The sequence below is a fragment of the Brevundimonas sp. UBA7506 genome (assembly GCF_002479495.1).
Lineage (GTDB): Bacteria > Pseudomonadota > Alphaproteobacteria > Caulobacterales > Caulobacteraceae > Brevundimonas.
In genome coordinates this window covers 2,000-23,559 of sequence record NZ_DLNQ01000015.1, presented here as the reverse complement: position 1 = coordinate 23,559, position 21,560 = coordinate 2,000, and the positions used below count along the sequence as shown (strand labels likewise).

The following is a 21,560-nucleotide window of genomic DNA, read 5'->3' as shown; positions in this document are numbered from 1 at the left end:
GGCTTCACCGCGCAACCCTATATTGATCCATCAGCCCTAGGGCTCTGGAGCCCGCATGGCGGGATGAGCGGAAAGATTGATGGCGAAGTCCGAGACGCATTCCTTCCACGCCCCGCGCCGCCACGGCTTCGTGCGCGTCGCCGCCGCGACCCCGGTGGCCCATGTCGCCGACCCGGCCGCCAACGCCGAGGAGCACGCGCGGCTGATCCGTCAGGCGGGCGAGGCGGGCGTGGACCTGCTGGTCTTCCCCGAACTGTCGCTGAGCGCCTACGCCATCGACGACCTGCTGATGCAGGCGGCTCTGCTGGAAGAGGTCGAACGCCGGATCGCTGAACTGGCCGAGGTCGCGGACGAAGCGGGCGTGATCGCCGTGATCGGCGCGCCAATCCGCAACGGCGACGCCCTGTTCAACTGCGCCGTCGTGTTGGGCGGCGGCGAGGTGCTGGGCGTCGTGCCCAAGACCTATCTGCCCAACTACCGCGAATATTACGAGAAGCGCTGGTTCGCGCCGGCCGCCAGCCGGTCCGAGGACAGCCTGGTCCTGAACGGTACGAGCGTCGATTTCGCGCCGGGTCTGATCTTCGAGGCGACCAATCGGCCCGGCTTCGTCTTCGCCGTTGAGATCTGCGAGGACTTCTGGGCGCCCCAGCCGCCGTCGACGCGGGCGGCGCTCGCGGGGGCGCGCATCCTGTGCAACCTGTCGGCCTCCAACATCGTCATCGGCAAGGCGGACGAGCGCGCCCTGCTGTGCGCCAGCCAGTCGGCCCGCACCCTGTCGGCCTATGTCTTCGCCGCCTCGGGATGGGGCGAGAGCACGACGGACCTGGCCTGGGACGGTCAGGCGACCATCCACGAACTGGGCGCGCGGCTGGCTGAGGGCGAGCGGTTCGCGCTGGAAAGCCATCTGACCGTCGCCGACGTGGACGTGGACCGCATCGGTCTGGATCGCCTGCGCAACGGCACCTTCGCCGACTGCGCCCGGCTGGAAGGCGAGGCCGCGACCGTGGTCCCGTTCGAGGCCGGAGACGGTCCAGGCGATGCCCTGATCCGTCCGCTGGACCGTTTCCCGTTCGTGCCGGACGATGCGGCGCGTCTGGATCAGGACTGCTTCGAGGCCTTCAACATCCAGGTTCAGGGCCTGATGCGGCGGATGACGGCGACGGGGTCCAGGACCCTGGTGATCGGCGTCTCGGGCGGGCTGGATTCGACCCAGGCCCTGCTGGTGGCCTGTCGCGCCTTTGATCGGCTGAAGCTGCCGCGCACCGGCATTCTGGCCTTCACGATGCCGGGGTTCGCGACGTCGGAGGGGACGAAATCCAACGCCTGGGCCCTGATGAAGGCGCTGGGGGTGACGGGGGCCGAGATCGACATTCGCCCCGCCGCCGAACAGATGTTGCGCGACATCGGCCATCCCTTCTCGAATGGCGAACCGGTGCACGACATCACCTTCGAGAACGTCCAGGCGGGCCTGCGCACCGACTATCTGTTCCGTCTGGCCAATCAGAACCACGGCTTCGTCCTGGGCACCGGCGACCTGTCGGAGCTGGCCCTGGGCTGGTGCACCTATGGCGTCGGCGACCAAATGAGCCACTACAACGTCAACGGCGGGGTGGCGAAGACCCTGATCCAGCACCTGATCCGCTGGGTGGCCGAGCGCGGTCTGGTGGGCGAGGCGGCGACGCCGACGCTGCAGGCTATTCTGGCCACCGAAATCTCGCCGGAACTGGTCCCGGCGGGCGCCGACGGGGCGATCCAGTCGACGCAGAGCATCGTCGGCCCCTATGCCCTGAACGACTTCTTCCTCTTCTACATCAGCCGCTTCGGGCTGAAGCCGTCCAAGGTCGCCTATCTGGCGCATCAGGCCTGGGGCGATGCGGCGACGGGGGCCTGGCCCGCCGGCCTGCCGCAGGCGGAGCGGGTCGCCTATGACCTGCCGACCATCAAGGGGTGGCTGAGGAAGTTCCTGATCCGCTTCTTCCAGACCAGCCAGTTCAAGCGCTCGGCCGTGCCGAACGGGCCCAAGGTGGTGACGGGGGGCTCGCTGTCGCCGCGCGGCGACTGGCGGGCGCCGTCGGACAGCAGCGCGCGGGTCTGGCTCGACGAACTCGACAATAACGTCCCCGCTTGAGTAGGACCGTCGCCCCGGCTTTCGGTCGGGATGACGAGAAAGAGACGACCATGACCGACGACGTGACCAAGGACTCCAACGGCAACCTGCTGGCGGACGGCGACAGCGTGACCCTGATCAAGGACCTGAAGGTCAAGGGCTCGGGCGGGGTGACGCTGAAGCGCGGCGCCCTAGTCAAGAACATCCGCCTGACCGGCGACCCCGACGAGATCGAGGCCAATGTCGAGAAGGTGCGGGGTCTCGTCCTGCGCACCGAGTTCGTGAAGAAGGCCTAGGGCTAGAGCGACCCCTCTTGCCGTCACCCCGGAAGCCCGCAGGGCTGTCCGGGCCCCAGACGGTCGAGATCAACACGGGCCATGCCGGTTGCACAACCGCCTGGGTTCCGGGTTCGGCTTCGCCGCCCCGGAATGACTGCGGATATTAGCTAACGCTCGCCAGGAAGGTCAGGATCGCCGCGCGGGCCTCGGGCTCGTCCAGCATGGGGGCGTGGCCGATCCCGGGAACCTCGACATAGGCCATGGACGGCGCCGCTTCGCGCATCTGGCCGGCGATGTCTGCACTGAGCAGGTCCGAGGTTCCGCCGCGCACCAGCAGGGTCGGGCGCCCGGTCGCCAGGCCCATAAAGGCCGGCCACAGGTCGGGGACCAGGGCCGCGGCTCCCGCCGCCCGGATCGGGACCGAGATGTCAGGGTCGTAGTTCAGCGCCGGTCGACCATCCTCGCCCTCGCGGAAGATGCGGCGGGCGAAGGCGTCCCAGTCGGCGTCGTCGTAATGGGGGAAGGCGACGGCGTTGATGTCGAGGGCGTAGGCGGCGGCGTCGGCCCAGTTGCGGATCTCGATCTTGCGGCCGGTGTATTCGGCGATGCGGGCCAGACCCTCGGACGCCACCTCCGGCCCGATGTCGTTGAGAACGGCGGCGGCGACGCCCTGAGGCCTGATCGCCGTCAGGGCCATGGTGATCAGGCCGCCCATGGAGGTGCCGAGGAAGACCGCCTTCTCGATTCCGGTCTGCTCCATCAGGGCGATGACGTCGCGGGCATAGACGTCGGGCGTATAGGTCATGGGGTCGGATGCACGGTCGGACAGGCCGCGTCCGCGCACGTCCACCGCCAGGACGCGGCGGCCGCTTTGAGCGATCAACCCGGCGATGACGCCGAAGTCGGCGCTGTTGCGGGTCAGGCCGTGGATGGCGATGACGGGCAGCGTGGCCGGACCCTCGGCGGGGGCGTAGTCGCGGGCGTAGAGGCTCAGGCCGTCCGGCGAGGTCCAGCGACGCTCGACGTAGCGATCTGCGAAGGGCGAGGCATGGGCGGGCATGAGCGTCTTCTCCGGCGGCTTCTTCTGACCTTGGCGGCAGAGTAATTCACCAGATGAAGAATTGCGATCAGGTCGAAAGGATGGCCGCGACGAATTGATCGAGGTCGCCGCCTTTGGGGAAGCGATGCCCGGCCACGCCCGCGCGGCGCGCCGCCTCCATGTCCGAGGGCTGGTCGCCGATCATCAGCGAGCGGGCCGGGTCCAGGTCGTGCTCGGCGATGGCGCGCAGCAGCATGCCGGGATTGGGCTTGCGGTCGGGATGGTCGGGGTGGCGGTAGCGGTCGTCCACGGCCTCGGCGTGGTGGGGGGCGGCGTAGACGGCGTCGATGCGGGCGCCGCTTTCGGCCAGGCGCTGGACCAGCAGGGCGTTGAAGCCGTGCATGACCTCTTCGCTGAACAGGCCGCGCGCCACGCCCGACTGGTTGGTGACGATGACGACGACATAGCCCGCGTCGTTCAGCCGCTTCACCGCCTCGGCGGCCCCGGGGATCAGGACCAACTGGTCGGGACGGTGGGGATAGCCGCAGTCGATGATCAGGACGCCGTCGCGGTCGAGGAAGGCAGCCGGTCGGCTCATGCGGGCTCCGTCAGCAGGGCCGAGAAGGCGGTCATCAGGTGATAGAGGGTCGAGGCGGGCGCCGAAGCGTCCTGCGGACGGCCCTCGGCGTCATAGCTGTCGACCCAGAGGCCGGGCGTCGCCGTGGCCAGATGGGTGGCGAAGACGCCCTCGATCAGGCGCAGGGCGTGGTCGGTGCGACCGCGCAGGAGGAGGGTGCGCAGGGCCTCGGTCTGAGCCCACAGACGGCGACCGCCGTGGCGGACCGCGCCGATGCGGTCGACCTCGCGGACTGCCATGCCCTGGGCGTCGAAGCCGTTGGTCAGGGCCGAGGCGAACAGGGCGTCGGCCTTGCGGTCGTGGCCGTCGAGGCCCAGGCGGCGGGCCTGATCCAGCAGCCAGACCCACTCCATGTGGTGGCCGGGCTCGATGACTTGACCGGCGCCGCCGGGCGCGACGCTCCAGTCCGCAGTGAAGAACTCGCCCAGCATCAGGTGTTCGCGGTCGAAGAAGCGGGCGGCGAACAGGTCCAACACGCGGCGCGCCGCCGCCTCGAAGGCGGGCTCGGGGGCGATCGCCTGCCAGGCCAGCAGGGCCTCCAGCATGTGCATGTGCGGGTTCTGGCGGCGGGGCAGGACGGGGGGCAGGGCTTCCTGCCAGCCGCCGTAGGCCGGATCGGCCATCCGCGCCTCGATGGCGGCGAGGGTCGAAAGCGCGAGGGGCAGGGCGCGTTCGTCCTTCAGCACGCGATGAGCGGCGGCCAGGGCGAACAGGACGAAGGCCAGGTCGTAGAGGTCGGGCGTGGCCTCGATCACGGCGCCCGCGTCGTCAACGGCGCGCACCCATAGGTCGTCGTCACGGCGGTGGTCGCGGATCAGGGCGTCCAGCCCGCGGCGGGCGATCGTTTCGCCCCCATTTTTCTCTTCTGGCCAGCCGAGCGCCGCGGCTTCGGCGAAGACATAAACCTGACGCGCCTGCACCCGCGTGCGGCGGGGGACGCGGGTGATCGGGCGGCCGTCGAAATCCAGCTTCTCGAAAAAACGGCCCTCGGCGTCGATCCCGGCCGACGCCCACAGCGGCAGGGCCTGGTGGAACAGCCAGTCACGGACCCGGTTCTGTGCGTTCGAAAGCGTCATGGTCAGCCGGGCTTAGGCAGGGTCGCCAGTTTTGCCAAGCATGGCTTTCGTTGCAACCGGCAACGCGAAGTGACCCTCGCGGGTTTGTCGAGAGCCCCCGGGCTTTGGTAGGAGGCGCTCAAGATAGTTGATCCGCCTTCGCGCCCGCCCGCCGAACCCGAGTTCCGCCTGCGCGGCCCCTACCGAGAGAGCGACCCTTCATGACCATTCCCTTCATCGACCTTCAGGCCCAGCGCCTTCGTCTCGGCGGCAAGATCGAGGCCGCCGTTCAGGAAGCCGTCGTCGGCGGCGCCTGGGTCATGGGCCCGCAGGTGCGCCAGTTCGAGGCCGATCTGGCCGACTTCGGGGCCGCCAAGCACGCCCTGGGCTGCGCCAACGGCACCGACGCCCTGGCCCTGCCGCTGATGGCGTGGGGCGTGGGACGCGGCGACGCCGTCTTCGTGCCCAGCTTCACCTTCGCCGCCACCGCCGAGGTGGTGCCCTGGTTTGACGCCGAGCCGGTCTTCATCGACGTGGACGAGGCCACCTACAACATGAGCCCGGCCCATCTGGAGGCCGCCATCGAGGCGACGCTGAAGGAAGGCCGTCTGAAGCCGCGCGTGGTCATCGCTGTCGACCTGTTCGGCCAGCCCGCCGACTATCCGGCGATCAAGGCGATCTGCGACAAGCATGGCCTGAAGCTGATCTCGGACTCGGCCCAGGGCTTTGGCTGCACCATCAACGGCGAGCACCCGCTGAAGTGGGCCGACATCACCACCACCAGCTTCTTCCCGGCCAAGCCGCTGGGCTGCTACGGCGACGGCGGGGCGGTGCTGACCAATGACGACGAACTGGCCCAGCTGATCGATTCCATCCGCGTCCACGGCAAGGCGGTGGCGGTCGATCTGAAGGACAAGACCTTCGATCACGATCCCAAATACCTGAACATGCGCGTCGGTCTGAACAGCCGTCTGGACACCATCCAGGCCGCCGTCCTGATCGAGAAGCTGAAGGTCTTCGGTCAGGAGATCGAATGGCGAAACCGCATCGCCGCCCGCTACAACGAGGGTCTGCGCGCCCACGTCGCCGCCGTGCCGGACGTGCCGACGGGCAATGTCTCGAACTGGGCGCAATACACCATCGAGCACGAGGACCGCGACGGTCTGGCCGCGCACCTGAAGGCTGAGGGCATCCCCACGGCGGTCTATTATCCGATCCCGCTGCACCTGCAGCCCGCCTATGAGATGTATCCGCGCGGACCGCAGGGCCTGCCGGTGACCGAGCGCCTGATGGAGCGCGTCATCAGCCTGCCGATGCACTCGGATCTGGACGAAGCGACCCAGGATCGCATCATCGCCGCCGTCGCCAGCTTCAAGGCCTGATCCTCATGACCCAGCACACCCCCCTCAAGATCGGCGTCGCCGGCGCCGGCGTCATGGGCCGCAACCACGCCCGCGTCCTGTCCGAACTGCGCGACGTCGAATTGACGACCGTGTTTGATCCCGACGCGGTGACGGCCGAGGGCGTGGCCGAGGCTTACGGCGCGACCGCTGTGACGACCGCTCAGGCCTTTGTCGCCGCCGGTCTGGACGCCGCCGTCATCGCCACGCCGAACCGCTTCCACGCCGAGCTGGGCGTGGCCTTGCTGAACGCGGGCGTGCATGTCCTGGTCGAAAAGCCCATCGCGGCCACGACCGCCGACGCCCAGGCCATGATCGACGCGGCCAAGGCCAACAACCGCGTCCTGATGGTCGGCCATGTCGAGCGCTTCAACCCGGCGGTGGACACGGTCAAGCGCGCCATCGACGGCGACGAGATCATCTCCATCCAGATCACCCGCGTCGGCCCCTTCCCGCCGCGCATGGGCGAGGTTGGCGTGGTCATCGACCTGGCCGTGCACGACATCGACATCATCCGCCACCTGACGGGCTCCGAGGTCGTCGAGGTCCAGTCGCTGCTGGGCCACACCCACGCCTCGCGCGAGGACTCGGCCCTGCTGCAGTTCCGCATGGCCAATGACGTGATCGCCCACATCACCACCAACTGGGTCACGCCCTACAAGACCCGCACCCTGCAGGTCGCCACCAAGAACCGCTTCATCGTCGCCGACCTGATCACCCGTCAGGTGACGGAGTATTTCGGCCAGCAGCCGGACGGTTCCTACTCGACGCGGATGCTGAACTCGTGGCCCGCCGAGCCGCTCAAGAAGGAGCACGAGGCCTTCGTCCACGCCATCCGCAGCGGCGAGACGGCGGCGGTTTCGGGCGAAGACGGTCTGCGCAATCTGGAAGTCGCCCTGCGCTGCCTGGGCGAGCCCTAGGCGTTCGGCGCGCCGCCGGGCCGGAAGGTCAGGCGGCAATGCAGGCGACCGGCGGCGTAGTCCATGGTCGCCGAACCGGCGAGGGTCGTGCGGATACTGGTGTCGATCAGGCGCGAGCCGAAGCCCGAGCGCGTCGGCGGGGTCACGACTGGCCCTCCGTGCTCGATCCAGTCCAGAGTCATCCGGCCGTCGTCCGACACCTCCGACCAGCACACGTCCACTCGGCCCGCAGCCCCGTTCGGGCATTTGAGCGGGCCGTATTTGGCGGCATTGGTGACCAACTCATGCAGGATCAGGCCCATCGACAGGGCTTGCTCGGGGCCCAGGGTTACTTCCGGCCCGGTCATGCGCAGACGATCCTCGGCGTAGGGGCGGAATTCCTGGATCAGCAGATCGCGCAGTCGCGCTTTTTCCCAGCGGTTGGCGGTCAGAAGGTTGTGGGTGTCCGACAGGGCGATCAGCCGCGCCTCGAACAGGCGCATGAAGTCCTCGACGCTGCTGGAGCGGCGCGCGGTCAGGGCGGCGATCGACTGGATGGTGGCCAGGGTGTTCTTCACCCGGTGGTTCAGCTCATTGATCAGCAGACGCTGGCGATGCTCGCTGGTGGCCAGGGCGGCGAAGGCCTGATGGCGGTCGGTGACGTCGGTGATGACCCCGGCCAGCTTGATCGGCTTGCCCGACCGCGAGCGGATCAGCCGACCGCGCACCTGAAGCCACCGGCCGCTGTCGCGGATCTGATATTCCGCGGCGTAGTCGCCCTCTCCCCTGAGGGCGCGCTCCAGGGTTTCCGTTCGGCGGGCCATGTCCTCGGGCTTCAGCTTGCGGGGGAGGTCGCGCGCCGAAAAGGGCTCGCCGCGGGCCAGGCCCAGGTATTTGCGCGCCCGCCCGGACAGCCAGAGGTCCTGCCGTGGAAGGGCCAGCTCCCAGTAGCCGACCCCGCCCGCGTCGATGATGGCGATCAGCTTGTCACGCTGGTCCACCATGGCGACCGCCAGGGCTAGAAACAGGATGAGGATCGTCACCCCGGCGACTCCGACGGCCAGCAGCAGGGGCGGGGCGCCGGGGGGGGCGAGCGTGGCGGCGGTCTGGCTCGGCGCGACCGTCAGAGCCGCCATGGCCACATGGTGCATCCCGACCACGGCCATGCCCAGGACCAGGGCTGCCGTCAGCCGCCACAGCCGTGAGCGGTCCTGATTGACTGCGAACAAGGCGGCGATCGAGGCCAGAAGAGCGACAGCCGCCGACACGGCGACCAGGCCGGGCGCATAGGTCAGGACGGCCGAAGTCTGCAGGGCCGCCATGCCGACATAGTGCATGGCGCAGATGCTGGCGCCCATGACCAGGCCCGCCAGGATCATGCGAGGAGGGTTTGCGCGTCCTGCCGCGATGAGGAAGGCGAGGCTGGATCCGGCGACCGCCAGAAGGAAGGAGATGACGGTCAGGGTCAGATCATAGCGGACCGGCGAACCGGGATCGAAGCCCAGCATGGCGATGAAATGCATCGACCAGACGCCGCCGCCCATCGCCGTGGCCGCGGTGCCCAGCCAGGCCAGGCGCTCGCCGCCCTGGTGGGACCGCACCTGCTGGAACAGGTCCAGGGCCGTCCAGGCGGCGAAGACGGCGACCAGAAAGGACAGGCCGTCGAAGACGGAAACGCCGTGTAGGTGCACTGTCCAGCCTCCCTCGATCTGACCGTGCCCGGACTATGGTTACTGGAGCGCCGTTATCCTGTCCTTGTCCAGCACCGGAAACGGGTGAGGCTCAGGCCTTCACCATCTGCATGCCCAGCCATTCGGCGATCAGGGCGGGTTTGTCGCCGCCCTCGATCTCGACCGTGAGTTCGTGCTTCAGCAGCCAGCGGCCGCCTCCCTTGTCTTCGGCGGACAGCAGCTTGAAGCGGCCGCGCACCTTCGATCCGGCCGGAACGGGAGCGAGGAAGCGCAGCTTGTCGAAGCCGTAGTTGACCCCCATGACCACGCCGTCCAGCGGCGCGACGGCGTCATAGCTCATGGCCGAGGCCAGGCTGAGGGTCAGGAAGCCGTGAGCAATGGTTCCGCCGAAGGGCGTGTGTTTCGCCGCCTCGGGATCGACGTGGATGAACTGCTCGTCCTCGGTGATGCGGGCGAAGGCGTCGATGCGGGCCTGATCGACCTCGATCCAGCGGCTGACGCCGACCTCCTGTCCGATCAGGGATGGCAGATCGCTCGGCTTTGTCATCGGGCCCCTCCGTTTGATGCAGCCTTGCCTGCGTCGCGGGCGGGCGCAAGAGGCGCATCCTGCGTCATCCCGGACATTGCGTTAGCGATGATCCGGGACCGCCGGAAGCGCGGACGGCGGCGTCTTGGGCGGTCCCGGATCGCCCTGCGGGCGTCCGGGATGACGATTTAGGCGCTGAACCGCCCCTCGATGACGGCGCTGAACAGGCCCGGATCGACGTTGCCGCCGGACAGGACGATCCCGGTGGTCAGGCCCTTGGCCGCGACCTTGCCCGACAGAAGCGCGGCCAAGGACACGGCGCCGCCCGGCTCGATGACCAGTTTCAGCCAGCGGAAGGCGAAACGCATGGCCTCGGCCACCTCGGCGTCGGTGACGGTCTCGGCGCCCGCCAGGCGCCGGTTGATCGGCCAGGTCAGTTCGCCCGGCATGGGGGCCATCAGGGCGTCGCAGATGGAGGGAGCGCCTTGCGGGTGGGCGGTCCGTTCGCCGACCTCGAGCGAGCGGCGGGTGTCGTCGAAGGCCTCGGGCTCGACGACGATGACGCGGGTCTGGGGGCTCTGTTCGGCCATGACCAGATTGAGCCCGGCGATCAGGCCGCCGCCCGAGGCGCCGCACAGCAGCTGATCCATTTCGACGCCCGCCTGCTCCAGCATCTCCAGGCCCACCGTGCCCTGACCTTCGATGATGAAGGGATCGTCGAAGGGCGGGACCAGGATGGAGCCGCGCTCGGCCGCGATCTCGGCGCCGATGGCCTCGCGGCTCTCGGTCCAACGGTCGTAGAAGCGCACCTCGCCGCCGAAGGCGCGCACGCCTTCGACCTTCACCGTCGGGCTGTCGGACGGCATGACGATCAGGGCGCGGGTCCCCACGGCCTGCGCGGCGGCGGCCACGCCTTGCGCGTGATTGCCCGAGGAATAGGCCACGACGCCGCGGGTCTTCTCGTCGGCGCTCAGGCGGCTGATGCGGTTGTAGGCCCCGCGAAACTTGAAGGCGCCCGCCACCTGCAGGGTCTCGGCCTTCATCAGGACGCGACCGCCCACGGCCTCGTTGAGGGCCGGATGCTCGATCAGCGGCGTGCGGACGGCGGCGGGGGCGATCTGGCGGGCGGCGTCGAGGACGCCTTGGAAGCTGGGCGTATGCATGACTTCCCTCTTACGCGGGGACGCAGGCTCTGCATAACTCTCCATCATGCAAGCGAACATGATCCTCGCCATCGACCAGGGCACGACCTCGACGCGGGCCATCGCGTTCGAGGTGTCGCCCGAGGGGGCGTTCCATTCCGTCGCCGTCAGCCAGATCGAGCTGGCGCAGCACTTCCCGCAGTCCGGCTGGGTCGAGCATGACGCGGCCGAGATCTGGCGCGCGACCCTGCAGACCTGTCGCGAGGTGGTGCGAAAGGCGGGGGGCGTCGGCCGGTTCGCCGCCGTGGGCATCACCAACCAGCGCGAGACCTCGGTGCTGTGGGATGCGACGACGGGCGAGCCGCTGCACCGGGCCGTCGTCTGGCAGGACCGGCGCACGGCGGACGTGACCACGCGGCTGGCGGCGGACGGACATGAGGCGGCGGTGCAGGCCGCGACCGGCCTGATCCTCGACCCCTACTTCTCGGCCTCGAAATACGCCTGGCTGCTGGACGCCGTGCCGGGGGCGCGCGAGCGGGCGGTCAAGGGCGAGGTCAAGCTGGGCACCATCGACGCCTGGCTGATCTGGAAGCTGACGGCCAGAGAAGGGGGAGTGGGCGCCAGCCACGTCACCGACGCCACCAACGCCAGTCGCACCAGCCTGATGGACCTGAAGACGCTGCAGTGGCGGTCTGATCTTTGCGACCTGTTCGATGTGCCGATTGAGGCCCTGCCCGAGATTCGGGGCTGCGCCGATCATCTGGGCGACTGCGACGCCAGCCTGTTTGGGCGGGCCCTGCCGATCCACGGGGCGGCCGGGGATCAGCAGGCGGCCCTGGTCGGGCATGGGGCGCTGGCGGCCGGGGACGCCAAGATCACCTATGGCACCGGGGCATTTCTGGTCGCCAATGTGGGGGACCAGCCGGTGGCCTCGACCTCGCGGCTGCTGGGGACGCTCGGCTATGCGGCTGACGGCCATGTCGCCTATGCCCTGGAGGGGTCGATCTTTTCGGCCGGGTCGGCGATCCAGTGGCTGCGCGACGGGCTGAAGGTCATCTCGGACTCGCGCCAGTCCGAGGCCATGGCCCAGACGCTGAAGGACAATGGCGGGGTCTATCTGGTCCCCGGCTTCACCGGCCTGGGCGCGCCCTGGTGGCAGCCCGAGGCGAGGGGGACGGTCATCGGCCTGACCCGCGACAGCGGCCCGGCCCACTTCGTCCGCGCGGCGCTGGAGAGTCTGGCCTATCAGACGCGCGATCTGCTGGACGCCCTGAAGAAGGACGGGGCGCCGTCGCTGACGCGGTTGAAGGTGGACGGCGGGGTCACCGCCAACGCCTTCGCCATGCAGTTCGTCGCCGACATCTGCCAGGTCGAGGTCGAACGGCCCGCCTTCCAGGAGATGACGGCCATGGGGGCGGCGCGGCTGGCGGCCTTCGGCGTCGGCCTGACGCCTGAGCTGTGGACCGCCCCGGCGGAGGCCCCCGCCGTCTGGCGTCCGCGCATGGGCGAGGACGAGCGGGCGCGGCTGCTCAAGGGCTGGCGCGGGGCGGTGAAGGCCGCCATCATCGCCGCCGAATGATCGCACGCGCGCCAAAGAGCGTCGGCGGGGGAGACGAGACATGACCGATCATCTGGACGCCCAGTCGGCTTTCTCCGGCACGCGCGAGGTGGACGAGCGCTATCGGCTGGACGAGGCGGCTCTGGACGCCTGGCTGGCGACGAACGTCGAGGGCTACGCCGGGCCGCTGACGATCCGCCAGTTCAAGGGCGGCCAGTCCAACCCCACCTATGAGCTGACCACCCCGGGTCGGACCTATGTGCTGCGCCGCAAGCCGCCGGGGGCCCTGCTGGCCAGCGCCCACGCTGTGGACCGTGAGTTCACCGTCATCTCGGCCCTGCACAAGCAAGGGTTTCCGGTGGCGCGGCCCTATGCTCTGTGCGCGGATGAAGCCGTCATCGGCTCGATCTTCTATGTCATGGACAAGGTCGAGGGGCGGGTCTTCTGGGACCTGAAGCTGCCGGGTCTGGCCCCCGCCGAGCGTCGGGCCATCTATGAGGCCCAGACGGATACGCTGGCGGCCCTGCACGCCTTTGATCCCGTCGCCATCGGCCTGTCCGACTACGGCAAGCCGGGCAACTACTTCGCCCGCCAGGTCGGGCGCTGGACCAAGCAGTATCGCGCCAGCGAGATCGAGCCCATCGCGGCCATGGACCGCCTGATCGCCTTCCTGCCCGACAGCCTGCCGCCGGAGGGGCCGACGCGGATCGTTCATGGCGATTTCCGCCTCGACAACATGATCCTCGACCCGAACGAGGCCAGGGTGAGGGCGGTGCTGGACTGGGAGCTGTCGACCCTGGGCGATCCCATGGCCGACTTCTCCTATCTGCTGATCGCCTGGGTCATTCCGGCCAGCTTGAGGAATGGTCTGGCGGGGGCGGATCTGAAGGAACTCGGCATTCCCTCGGTCGAGGAGACGGTCGAACGCTACGCCGCAAAGACCGGGACGACGCCGCCCCAGAACCTTGACTGGCTGTTCGCCTACAACCTGTTCCGGCTGGCCGCCATCTGCCAGGGAATCGCCGGGCGGGTGCGCGACGGCACCGCCGCCAGCGCCCACGCCAGGACCATGGCGGCCCAGGTCGGGCCCCTGTCGGACGCGGCCTGGAGCTTCGCCCGGAAGGCCGGCGCGTGAAGCTTGGCGGTAATTAAAACAGTTTTTGTTGCGGTTGGATTTGTGAAACGGCGGCGGAAGCCCTACCTTCCGGTCTGGAGCATTGATCAAGATGTCTGACAGCCAAAGATTCCCCGTCGCCGCACACGCCCTGGCCTATCTGGCCCACAAGGGCGCCTATTCGGCCGCCGACGCCGCGCCCAGCGCCGTGCTGGCCGCCTCGGTGCCGACCAATCCGGTGGTCATCCGCCGGGTGACGGCCCTGCTGGCCAAGGCCGGGCTGATCGCCACGCGCCCCGGCGCCTCGGGCGGATCCTGGCTGCTGCGTCAGCCCGAGACCATCCGCCTGGACGAGGTGCTGAAGGCGGTGAACGGCTGCGCTCATCTGGGCTCGACCCCTGCCGGCGCCAAGGGCTGCCCGGTCGGCGAGCACATCCCGCGTCAGGTGGCCAAGGCCCTGACCGCCGCCGATCAGGCCGCGGGCGCGGCCCTGGCCAAGATCACCATCGCCGACCTGCTCGAGGCCGACCCCGCCTCGCTGCGCGATTTCGCGCCGCATTCCTCCTGTCCCGTCGCCGCCTGACGCGCGTCGCTTGGGGGAGCATCGCCGAAGCATCCTGATCACGGGGGCCAGCGCCGGCATCGGCGCGGCGCTTGCTCGTGTCTGCGCCGCGCGAGGATACGACCTGATCCTGACGGCGAGACGCGAAGGGCCGCTGCAGGCCCTGGCCGAGGAGGTGACGGCGCAGCACGGCGTGACCGTCAGCATAATCACGACTGACCTGGCCGAGTCTGGTGCGCCAGCCGCTCTCGTCGCGGCCATTGCGGCGAGGGGCCTCAAGGTCGACGGCCTGGTCAACAACGCGGGCTTCAGCCGCACCACGGGCTTTCTGGCGACCGATCCGGCCGATCACGCCGCCATGATCCGGGTCATGCTGACCGCGCCGGTCGAGCTGTCGCGCCTGCTGCTGCCCGGCATGGTCGAACGCAACTGGGGTCGGGTGCTGAACGTGGCCTCCCTGGCCGGACAGATGCCGGCGACCGGCGGCGACACGCTTTACGGCCCGATCAAGAGCTTCCTGATCAAGGCCTCGCAGGGTCTGTGGCTGGAGACGCAAGGGACGGGCGTGCACGTCACGGCGCTTTGCCCCGGCTACACCTATACCGAGTTCCACGACGTCAACGGCTCGCGCGAACAGGTCTCGAGCGCCTATCCGAAATGGATGTGGATGGACGCCGACCGCGTGGCTCGGATCGGCTGGGACGCGGTCGAGGCCAATCGCCCGCGCGTCACGCCGGGCGTCGCCAATAATGTGCTGGCGGCGCTGGGCGGTCTGCTGCCCGACAGCCTGGCGCTGAAGATGGTCGGCGGTCACGCCAGACGGCTGGACCGGCTTTAGCTAACCTTCTCCGTCATCCCGGAAGCGGCGAAGCCGCTATCCGGGACCGCTCAGGGCTCAGCGGCTGGTGTTTGTGGCGGTCCCGGATCAGCGCTTCGCGCTTTCCGGGATGACGCGCTTGAGGGGCTTAGTGACCGCCGGCGGGGTAGGGCGCCGTCACACCGATGCTGAACATGCCGGGGATGGCCTCGCCCAGACCGGCGATGATGAACTGGATGGCCAGGGCGCACAGGATCAGGCCGAGCACGCGGACCACGATGGCCATGCCGACGTCGCCGAGAATGCGGCTGATCGGCCCGGTGCAGGCGAAGCAGATGAAGGTGACGACGCAGGCGCCGACCATGGCGATCAGCGACGAGGCCGTGCCCGCCGCGCCCAGCTTCTCGGCTTCACCGGCGTTGATGATGATGGCCGAGATGGCGCCGGGGCCGATCATCAGCGGAATGGCGAAGGGCACGATCAGGCGCTTGAAGCGGCGCTTGGCGTAGCCGCGCACGTCCTTGGCGTCGGTCACGGCGTCGGCGTCGGCGAAGATCTTGAGGAAGTCCTCGCGCGCCATGTCGAGGCCGAGCAGCAGCAGCAGGATGCCGCCGGCGATCCGGAAGGCGGCCAGGGAGATGCCGAAGAACTGCAGCAGGCCCAGGCCCGTGAAGAAGAAGAAGCCCAGGAAGACCGCCGCGAAGGCGCAGATCATGGCGGAGACGGTGATGCGCTGACGCAGCGAGGCCCCGGCGGTGGCGGCGGCGAAGATCGGCACATTGCCGATGGGGTCCAGCAAGGCGAACAGCGCCACGAACAGGTTGACCCCCAGATCGACCGCGTTCATTGCTTGCCCCCGCCTTAAATCCCGCCGCGCGACCCGCGACCCTTGGTCTCACCTATCGGGGCATCCGCGCGCGCCTGCAACCCGCCGAGAGCCGGAAATGTCCGAAGCCCATCCAATTGACCTGGCCAACCGCCCGTTTGATCCCCGCGTCATCTGCGCCCTGGACGTGCCGACGACGGACGAGGCCCGCGCCCTGGTCGAGCGGATCGGCGACGCGGTCGGTTTCTACAAGGTCGGGCTGCAACTGTTCGCCTCGGACGGCATGGGCCTGGCGCGCGAGCTGAAGGCGGCGGGGGCTCAGGTCTTTCTCGACTGGAAGCTGCACGACATCGGCGCGACGGTGGAGAAGGCGACGGCGGTTCTGGCCAATGCGGGCTGCGACCTGCTGACGGTTCACGCCCGGCCGCAGGTGATGGCGGCGGCGGCGCGCGGGGCGGCGGGCTCGGATCTCAAGATTTTGGGCGTCACCGTCCTGACCAGCCTGACCGAGGCGGATCTGGAGGCCGACGATCACAGCCTGTCAGCGGCGGATCTGGTCGAGCTTCGGGTGCGGCAGGCTCTGGAGGCCGGGATCCACGGCGTGGTCTCCAGCCCGCATGAGGCGGCGCGCGTGCGCGAGATCGCCCTGAGGGCGGGCCGCGAGAACTTCCTGATCGTGACGCCGGGCGTGCGGCCGACCGGCGCGGCCCTGGACGATCAGGCCCGGGCGGCGACCCCGGCCAGCGCCCTGCAGGCCGGCGCCAGCCATCTGGTGGTCGGGCGTCCGATCACCGCCGGGGCTGATCCGCGCGCGGCGGCTCAAGCCATTTCGGCCGAGATTGCGCTGATCTGATCGCGCGCAACCTGTTGATCCACGTGAAACAAAAAGGGCGGCCTCCTCGCGGAGGCCGCCCTTTGTCGTGATCAGCCCCGCTCGCCGGGCTCCTGCATATAGGGCCGCTCGGTCGGCGACCTGTGATGGTGCGGCGGCGGAGGGGGCGGGGGAGGGGGAGGCGGCGCGTCGGGCACGGCGTAGTAGCCCTGTTCGAAGTTCACGATCGGAGGCGCGGCCTCGACGCGCGGCGGGGCGACATGGACCTGGGGCCGGGCGACCTCGACCTGGGCCGGGGCGACGCGGACATCGGCGGGCGCCACATAGACGGGCGGCGGGGCGACATGGACGCGCGCCGGTTCGACATAGACCGGAGCCGGCTGCACATAGACCGGCGGGGATTCCACATAGACGGGCGGCTGCGAGACATAGACCGGGGGTTGGCTGACATAGACCGGCTCGGGACGGTAATGGACCGGCTGAGGCGGCGGGCCGCAGCGGCAGTCCGAGGCGTAGCCGCCGCCCTGATAGCCGCCCTGATAGCTTTGCTGAACCTGGCCGGGGGCCCAGGGGTAGCGGCCATAGCCGTCGACGACATAGCCGAAGGGCATGGAGCGGGACACGCCGCTGTAGGCGTAGCCGCCGTGGCGGATCGGCTGCTGTTGCGGGGCGACGACCACGGGCGGGCGATAACCGGCGCCGCCGTAACCGTAGCCGTAGCCATAGGCCTCGACCGGGCCGTAGCCGCCCTGCCAGCCGGTGTCGCTGTAATAGGTCTGGACCCGGCTCTCGACGATGGGGCCGCGATGGGCATAGGCCTGCTGGGCGTAGCCGGAGGCGGCGTTATGGCGCACCTGGCGCTGATGGGCCTCGGCGGTTCCGGCGGCCAGCAGGGCCGCGCCGACGGCGATGTATGCGACTGCCTTCATGGCCACGCTCCTTGTTTCAGCCGCAAAGGTTAATGCGGCTTCGGCCGAAGCGTTCACTATTCTCCCCTCGGGCGAACGGCGTCCGGCTCAGAAGTCGACGGCCAGGCCCTTCTTCTCCCAGTCGCCGTAACGGGTCGGCTCGGGGCCGCGCGGGCCGCCGTGTTCGGTGTCCAGAACTGGCGCTTCGGCGGCCTTGCGACGTTCGGCCGCTTCCATGAGGGCGCGACGCGCGATCGCGTTCAGGGGCCGCTCGGGCGTGGCGTGGGGGACATCGGCGTTGAAGGCGGGGGCGCCTTCGTCGGCGGCGTCGTCGTCCGCGGGGGGCGGGGTGGGCTGTTCGGTCACAGGGGGACTGCCTTGAGGGCGAGGATACAGGGCCTCACATAGACGTTCAGGACTTCTTCGCCACCCCTGACGACGCCCGGACCCGATGAACCATCTCAAGACCTTCGCCCTGCTGGCCGTGATGACCGCCCTGTTCATGGGGATCGGCTATCTGATCGGCGGCGCGACCGGCATGATGATCGCCCTGCTCGTGGCGGCGGGGATGAACCTGTTCAGCTACTGGAACGCCGACAAGATCGTGCTGAAGATGTACAAGGCGCAGCCGGTGGATGAGACCCATCCCAACGCCGTGGTCCGCGCCTATGTCGCGGACATCAGGCAGATGGCGGCCGACGCGGGACTGCCGCAGCCGACCATCACCATCATTCCCAATGACCAGCCCAACGCCTTCGCCACGGGCCGCAATCCGCAGAACGCCGCCGTGGCCGCGACCAGCGGCCTGCTGGACATGCTGACGCGCGAGGAGGTGCGCGGGGTGATGGCGCACGAACTGGCCCATGTGAAGAATCGCGACACCCTGACCATGACGGTGACGGCGACAGTGGCGGGGGCCATCGCCATGCTGGCCAACTTCGCCATGTTCTTCGGCGGCGGCGACGACCGCGAGCGGCCGGGCGGCATGATCGGGACCATCGCCCTGATGCTGCTGGCGCCCATGGCGGCGGGTCTGGTGCAGATGGCCATCAGCCGCGCCCGTGAATACGAGGCCGACCGCGTCGGGGCCGAGATCGCCAACGACCCTCAGGCCCTGGCCTCGGCCCTACAGAAGATCGAGGCCTATGCGCGGGGGGCGGTGAACGCTCCGGCCGAACGCAATCCGGCCACGGCCCATATGTTCATCATCAATCCGCTGAACGGGAAGGGCGCGGACAACCTGTTCTCGACCCACCCGGCCACCGGCAACCGCGTCCGCGCCCTGATGGAGATGGGGGCGAAGATGGGCATGAGCCGACGCCCGGCGGCGGCTCCCGTCGCAGCCGCCCCGTCGGGCGGCGCGCCCCGGACCAGCGTGCCGACCACGCCCTCTGCGCCGAGCGCGCCGCGCGGTCCCTGGGGCTGATCGACTTTGCGCCTTCGGGCGTAAACGGTTAGAGCGCGCGCATGACCGACAAGCCCGAACCCGCCGATCTGCCCGTCTTCGACAGCGACCGCCCCGAGTGGGCCCAGGCCCACGGCCCGCTGCGCTCGTTCGGACGCATCAAGTCGCGGCCGATCAAGGCGCGTCAGGCGGCCCTGTTCGACACCCTGATGCCGCAGATCGCCGTGCCGGACCCGGCCAAGGGGCCGATCGACCCGCTGGCCCTGATGCCGGAGGCCAAGGAAGTCTGGCTCGAGATCGGCTTCGGCGGCGGCGAGCATCTGGCGGAACAGGCGACGCGCAACCCCGACGCCCTGATGATCGGCTGCGAGCCCTTCCTCAACGGCGTGGCCTCGGCGCTGCGTCATGTGGAGGAGGGCGGTCTGAAGAACGTGCGCCTGCACGCCGACGACGCCCGCGCCGTGATGACGGCCCTGCCGGACGCCTCGCTGGACCGGGTGATGATCCTCTTCCCCGACCCCTGGCACAAGGCGCGCCACAACAAGCGCCGCTTCCTGCAGGACGAGACGGCGGTGGAGATCGCCCGCCTGCTGAAGCCCGGCGGTCGCGTGCGTTTCGTCACCGACTGGCTGGACTATGCCGAATGGGCCCTGGAGCGGCTGGATCGCACGCCTGGCCTGACGCGGATCATGTCCGAGGGGGAAGACTGGTTCGCCGTCCCGGCCGACCACGTCGTCACGCGCTATGAGGAAAAGAAGCTGGGCGACACCACGCCGATCTTCCTTGAGTTCCGGCGCGCCTGAACGGTCTGAAGTCCGATGCTGAGGCGTCGGGCATTACGGGAAATTACGCAAGGGATATTCCGCAGGCGCCGCTTCGCCTGCCGTTTACCCGTATCAACGATTTTCGCTGAAATTTCGTCAGGGGAGGCGCGTCGTCGCTCGTCTTCTGACGGGACCTCCGCGCGGCCGCCCCGGGCCGTCGGCGACGCCTGACCTTTTTCAAGCTTGATCCATCGTGTCGGCGCGCGCCGGTGCGCGTGCAGTAACAGGACTAATCCCGGTGAATCTGGACAACGTAAGAATTTCGCGGAAGCTGGCGGGCGCCTTCGCCCTGATCGTGGCGGTGATCATCGCGCTCGGCGTGGTGGTCTTTATGCAGGTGAGCGCGCTGGAGAAGGCCAAGGAGACGGTGGCTCTGGCCGAGGCGGTCACCGCCAAGACCAGCCAGCTCAAGCGCTCGGTGGATCAGCAGGAAAGCGCCGTCCTGGCCTATATCCTGACCGGAAAGCCGGATCACCTGGAGCGGATCGAGCGGCACAAGGGCGGCTTCCGTGACGGCGTCGCTGAAATGAGAGCTATGACCGCGCATCTTCCGGGCGCCGGCGAGCGTATCGATGATCTGGTGAAGGCCGTGAGCGCCTATCAGGCTGCAGTCATTGATCCCGAGGTGCGTCTGGCCAGCCGTCCGGAAACGCGGGCGGAGGCCATGGCGCTGACGGAAAGCGCGATCCCCGACCAGTTCATGGAACCCGTCGACGCGGCCTTTGATGCGATCGTTGAGGCCCAGGCCAATCGTAAGAAGGCGGCGGTCGAGGATCAGAGCCAGGCCTTCGCCGCCACCAAGGTCGCCTTGGGCGTCGGCATCCTTTCGGCTCTGGCCCTGTCGATCCTGTTCGGTCTGGGGCTGGCCAAGATGATCGCCACACCGATCGCGGCCATGACCTCGGCCATGCGCCGTCTGGCCGGCGGCGACAAGACCATCATCGTGCCCGCCGTGGGCCGCAAGGACGAGGTCGGCGAAATGGCCGGCGCCCTGCTGGCCTTCAAGGACGCGGCCATCGCCAACGAGCGTCTGGAAGCCGAGGCGGCCGCCCAGCGCGCCGCCGCCGAGGAAGAGCGTGCGCGCGTCGAGGCCGAGAAGGCCCGCACCGCCGAGGAGGACCGCATCGCCGTCACGGCCCTGGGCCAGGGTCTGCAGGCCATGGCTAACGGCGATCTGACCCACCGCATGACCGCCCAGGTGGCGGCCCGTTCCGAGCAGCTGAAGACCGATTTCAACACCGCCATCGCCCAGCTGGAGCAGGCCGTGGCCGTGGTCGTCGACAACGTCGCCGCCATCCGTTCGGGTTCGAGCGAGATCAGCCAGGCCTCCGACGACCTGTCGCGCCGCACCGAGCAGCAGGCGGCCTCGCTGGAGGAAACCGCCGCCGCCCTGGACCAGATCACCGCCACGGTGAACCGCACCGCGGACGGCGCCCGGCAAGCCTCGGGCGTGGTCCAGTCGGCGCGCGGCGACGCCGAGAAGAGCGGCGTCATCGTCCGCGACGCGGTCGAGGCGATGAACGCCATCGAGCAGTCCTCGGCCCAGATCGGCAACATCATCGGGGTGATCGACGAGATCGCCTTCCAGACCAACCTCCTGGCCCTGAACGCGGGCGTCGAGGCCGCTCGCGCGGGCGACGCCGGCCGCGGCTTCGCCGTGGTGGCCTCGGAAGTGCGGGCCCTGGCCCAGCGCTCGGCTGAAGCCGCCAAGGAGATCAAGACCCTGATCTCGGCCTCGGGCCAGCAGGTCGGGGCGGGCGTGACCCTGGTCGGCCAGACCGGCGAGGCCCTGCAGCGCATCGTCAGCCGCGTGGCCGAGATCGACGGCCTGGTCTCGGAAATCTCGGCCTCGGCCCAGGAGCAGGCCACCGGCCTGCAACAGGTCAACACCGCCGTGAACCAGATGGATCAGGTCACTCAGCAAAATGCTGCGATGGTCG

21 protein-coding genes are annotated in these 21,560 nt (G+C 69.1%); 12 read left to right on the top strand and 9 right to left on the bottom strand.

All coding sequences use genetic code 11. The annotated features are described in order from the left end of the window. Window positions 1–79 precede the first annotated feature (79 nt). Complete coding sequence (locus B3K53_RS12655) at window positions 80–2,128, top strand: NAD(+) synthase (RefSeq protein WP_292084759.1); 2,049 nt, start codon at window positions 80–82, stop codon at window positions 2,126–2,128. A 50-nt stretch (window positions 2,129–2,178) separates the two neighbouring features. After that, window positions 2,179–2,403: an alkylphosphonate utilization protein gene (locus B3K53_RS12650; RefSeq protein WP_292084758.1), complete on the top strand. Its 225-nt coding sequence runs from the start codon at window positions 2,179–2,181 to the stop codon at window positions 2,401–2,403. 145 nt (window positions 2,404–2,548) lie between these two features. Here B3K53_RS12650 and B3K53_RS12645 read toward each other — a convergent pair whose 3' ends face one another. From B3K53_RS12645 to B3K53_RS12635, 3 genes are all read right to left on the bottom strand, one after another. Then, a complete protein-coding gene (locus B3K53_RS12645; RefSeq protein ID WP_292084757.1) occupies window positions 2,549–3,445 on the bottom strand; it encodes an alpha/beta fold hydrolase in 897 nt (298 codons plus the stop codon). A 67-nt stretch (window positions 3,446–3,512) separates the two neighbouring features. Further along, window positions 3,513–4,022: a D-glycero-alpha-D-manno-heptose-1,7-bisphosphate 7-phosphatase gene (locus B3K53_RS12640; protein WP_292084756.1), complete on the bottom strand. Its 510-nt coding sequence runs from the start codon at window positions 4,020–4,022 to the stop codon at window positions 3,513–3,515. After that, window positions 4,019–5,137 (bottom strand): AGE family epimerase/isomerase, encoded by a 1,119-nt coding sequence (locus tag B3K53_RS12635; protein WP_292084755.1) that lies wholly within the window; start codon window positions 5,135–5,137, stop codon window positions 4,019–4,021. Before B3K53_RS12635 ends, B3K53_RS12640 begins: the two co-directional genes overlap by 4 nt. Window positions 5,138–5,337: 200 nt before the next feature. On the opposite strand from B3K53_RS12635, the gene B3K53_RS12630 reads away from it, so the two are divergent. Both B3K53_RS12630 and B3K53_RS12625 read left to right on the top strand, forming a co-directional pair. Continuing rightward, on the top strand, window positions 5,338–6,498 hold the full coding sequence (locus tag B3K53_RS12630) for a DegT/DnrJ/EryC1/StrS family aminotransferase (protein ID WP_292084754.1): 1,161 nt from the start codon (window positions 5,338–5,340) through the stop codon (window positions 6,496–6,498). Between the two features lie 5 nt (window positions 6,499–6,503). Next, window positions 6,504–7,436: a Gfo/Idh/MocA family protein gene (locus tag B3K53_RS12625; RefSeq protein ID WP_292084753.1), complete on the top strand. Its 933-nt coding sequence runs from the start codon at window positions 6,504–6,506 to the stop codon at window positions 7,434–7,436. Here the strand turns inward: B3K53_RS12625 and B3K53_RS12620 are convergent. The 3 genes from B3K53_RS12620 to B3K53_RS12610 form a co-directional block, all read right to left on the bottom strand. Beyond that, complete coding sequence (locus B3K53_RS12620) at window positions 7,433–9,106, bottom strand: MHYT domain-containing protein (RefSeq protein WP_292084750.1); 1,674 nt, start codon at window positions 9,104–9,106, stop codon at window positions 7,433–7,435. The genes B3K53_RS12625 and B3K53_RS12620 overlap by 4 nt on opposite strands. A 91-nt stretch (window positions 9,107–9,197) precedes the next feature. Beyond that, window positions 9,198–9,653 (bottom strand): MaoC family dehydratase, encoded by a 456-nt coding sequence (locus tag B3K53_RS12615; RefSeq protein ID WP_292084749.1) that lies wholly within the window; start codon window positions 9,651–9,653, stop codon window positions 9,198–9,200. Window positions 9,654–9,820: 167 nt separating this feature from the next. After that, window positions 9,821–10,795 carry a threonine ammonia-lyase gene (locus tag B3K53_RS12610; RefSeq protein WP_292084748.1) on the bottom strand — a complete coding sequence of 325 codons (975 nt, stop codon included), beginning with the start codon at window positions 10,793–10,795 and terminating at the stop codon, window positions 9,821–9,823. 58 nt (window positions 10,796–10,853) lie between these two features. Here B3K53_RS12610 and glpK point away from each other — a divergent pair, with 58 nt between their 5' ends. The 4 genes from glpK to B3K53_RS12590 all read left to right on the top strand — a co-directional run bounded on the left by glpK (window position 10,854) and on the right by B3K53_RS12590 (window position 14,846). After that, window positions 10,854–12,353, top strand: coding sequence for a glycerol kinase GlpK (glpK, locus tag B3K53_RS12605; RefSeq protein ID WP_292084747.1), 1,500 nt, complete (start codon window positions 10,854–10,856; stop codon window positions 12,351–12,353). 40 nt (window positions 12,354–12,393) lie between these two features. Further along, window positions 12,394–13,467, top strand: a complete 1,074-nt coding sequence (locus B3K53_RS12600; RefSeq protein WP_292084745.1) for a phosphotransferase family protein — start codon at window positions 12,394–12,396, stop codon at window positions 13,465–13,467. Window positions 13,468–13,558: 91 nt separating this feature from the next. Continuing rightward, a complete protein-coding gene (locus B3K53_RS12595; RefSeq protein WP_207824132.1) occupies window positions 13,559–14,029 on the top strand; it encodes an Rrf2 family transcriptional regulator in 471 nt (156 codons plus the stop codon). A gap of 10 nt (window positions 14,030–14,039) precedes the next feature. Then, on the top strand, window positions 14,040–14,846 hold the full coding sequence (locus B3K53_RS12590) for an SDR family NAD(P)-dependent oxidoreductase (RefSeq protein WP_292084743.1): 807 nt from the start codon (window positions 14,040–14,042) through the stop codon (window positions 14,844–14,846). Window positions 14,847–14,973: 127 nt separating this feature from the next. Here the strand turns inward: B3K53_RS12590 and B3K53_RS12585 are convergent, their stop codons facing one another. Then, window positions 14,974–15,672 carry a MarC family protein gene (locus tag B3K53_RS12585; RefSeq protein ID WP_292084741.1) on the bottom strand — a complete coding sequence of 233 codons (699 nt, stop codon included), beginning with the start codon at window positions 15,670–15,672 and terminating at the stop codon, window positions 14,974–14,976. Between the two features lie 97 nt (window positions 15,673–15,769). On the opposite strand from B3K53_RS12585, the gene pyrF reads away from it, so the two are divergent. Then, window positions 15,770–16,504 carry an orotidine-5'-phosphate decarboxylase gene (gene pyrF / locus B3K53_RS12580; RefSeq protein ID WP_292084740.1) on the top strand — a complete coding sequence of 245 codons (735 nt, stop codon included), beginning with the start codon at window positions 15,770–15,772 and terminating at the stop codon, window positions 16,502–16,504. Window positions 16,505–16,575: 71 nt separating this feature from the next. Here pyrF and B3K53_RS12575 read toward each other — a convergent pair whose 3' ends face one another. Both B3K53_RS12575 and B3K53_RS16185 read right to left on the bottom strand, forming a co-directional pair. Further along, window positions 16,576–17,412, bottom strand: a complete 837-nt coding sequence (locus tag B3K53_RS12575; protein ID WP_292084738.1) for a hypothetical protein — start codon at window positions 17,410–17,412, stop codon at window positions 16,576–16,578. Between the two features lie 87 nt (window positions 17,413–17,499). Continuing rightward, on the bottom strand, window positions 17,500–17,757 hold the full coding sequence (locus B3K53_RS16185; protein ID WP_313412939.1) for a DUF1674 domain-containing protein: 258 nt from the start codon (window positions 17,755–17,757) through the stop codon (window positions 17,500–17,502). Window positions 17,758–17,842: 85 nt separating this feature from the next. Here B3K53_RS16185 and htpX point away from each other — a divergent pair, with 85 nt between their 5' ends. The 3 genes from htpX to B3K53_RS12555 form a co-directional block, all read left to right on the top strand. Next, window positions 17,843–18,817, top strand: a complete 975-nt coding sequence (gene htpX / locus B3K53_RS12565) for a zinc metalloprotease HtpX (RefSeq protein ID WP_292084737.1) — start codon at window positions 17,843–17,845, stop codon at window positions 18,815–18,817. 41 nt (window positions 18,818–18,858) lie between these two features. Next, a complete protein-coding gene (gene trmB / locus B3K53_RS12560) occupies window positions 18,859–19,599 on the top strand; it encodes a tRNA (guanosine(46)-N7)-methyltransferase TrmB (protein ID WP_292084736.1) in 741 nt (246 codons plus the stop codon). Between the two features lie 259 nt (window positions 19,600–19,858). Continuing rightward, a partial coding sequence (locus B3K53_RS12555; RefSeq protein ID WP_292084735.1) for a methyl-accepting chemotaxis protein occupies window positions 19,859–21,560 on the top strand: 1,702 nt, incomplete at its 3' end.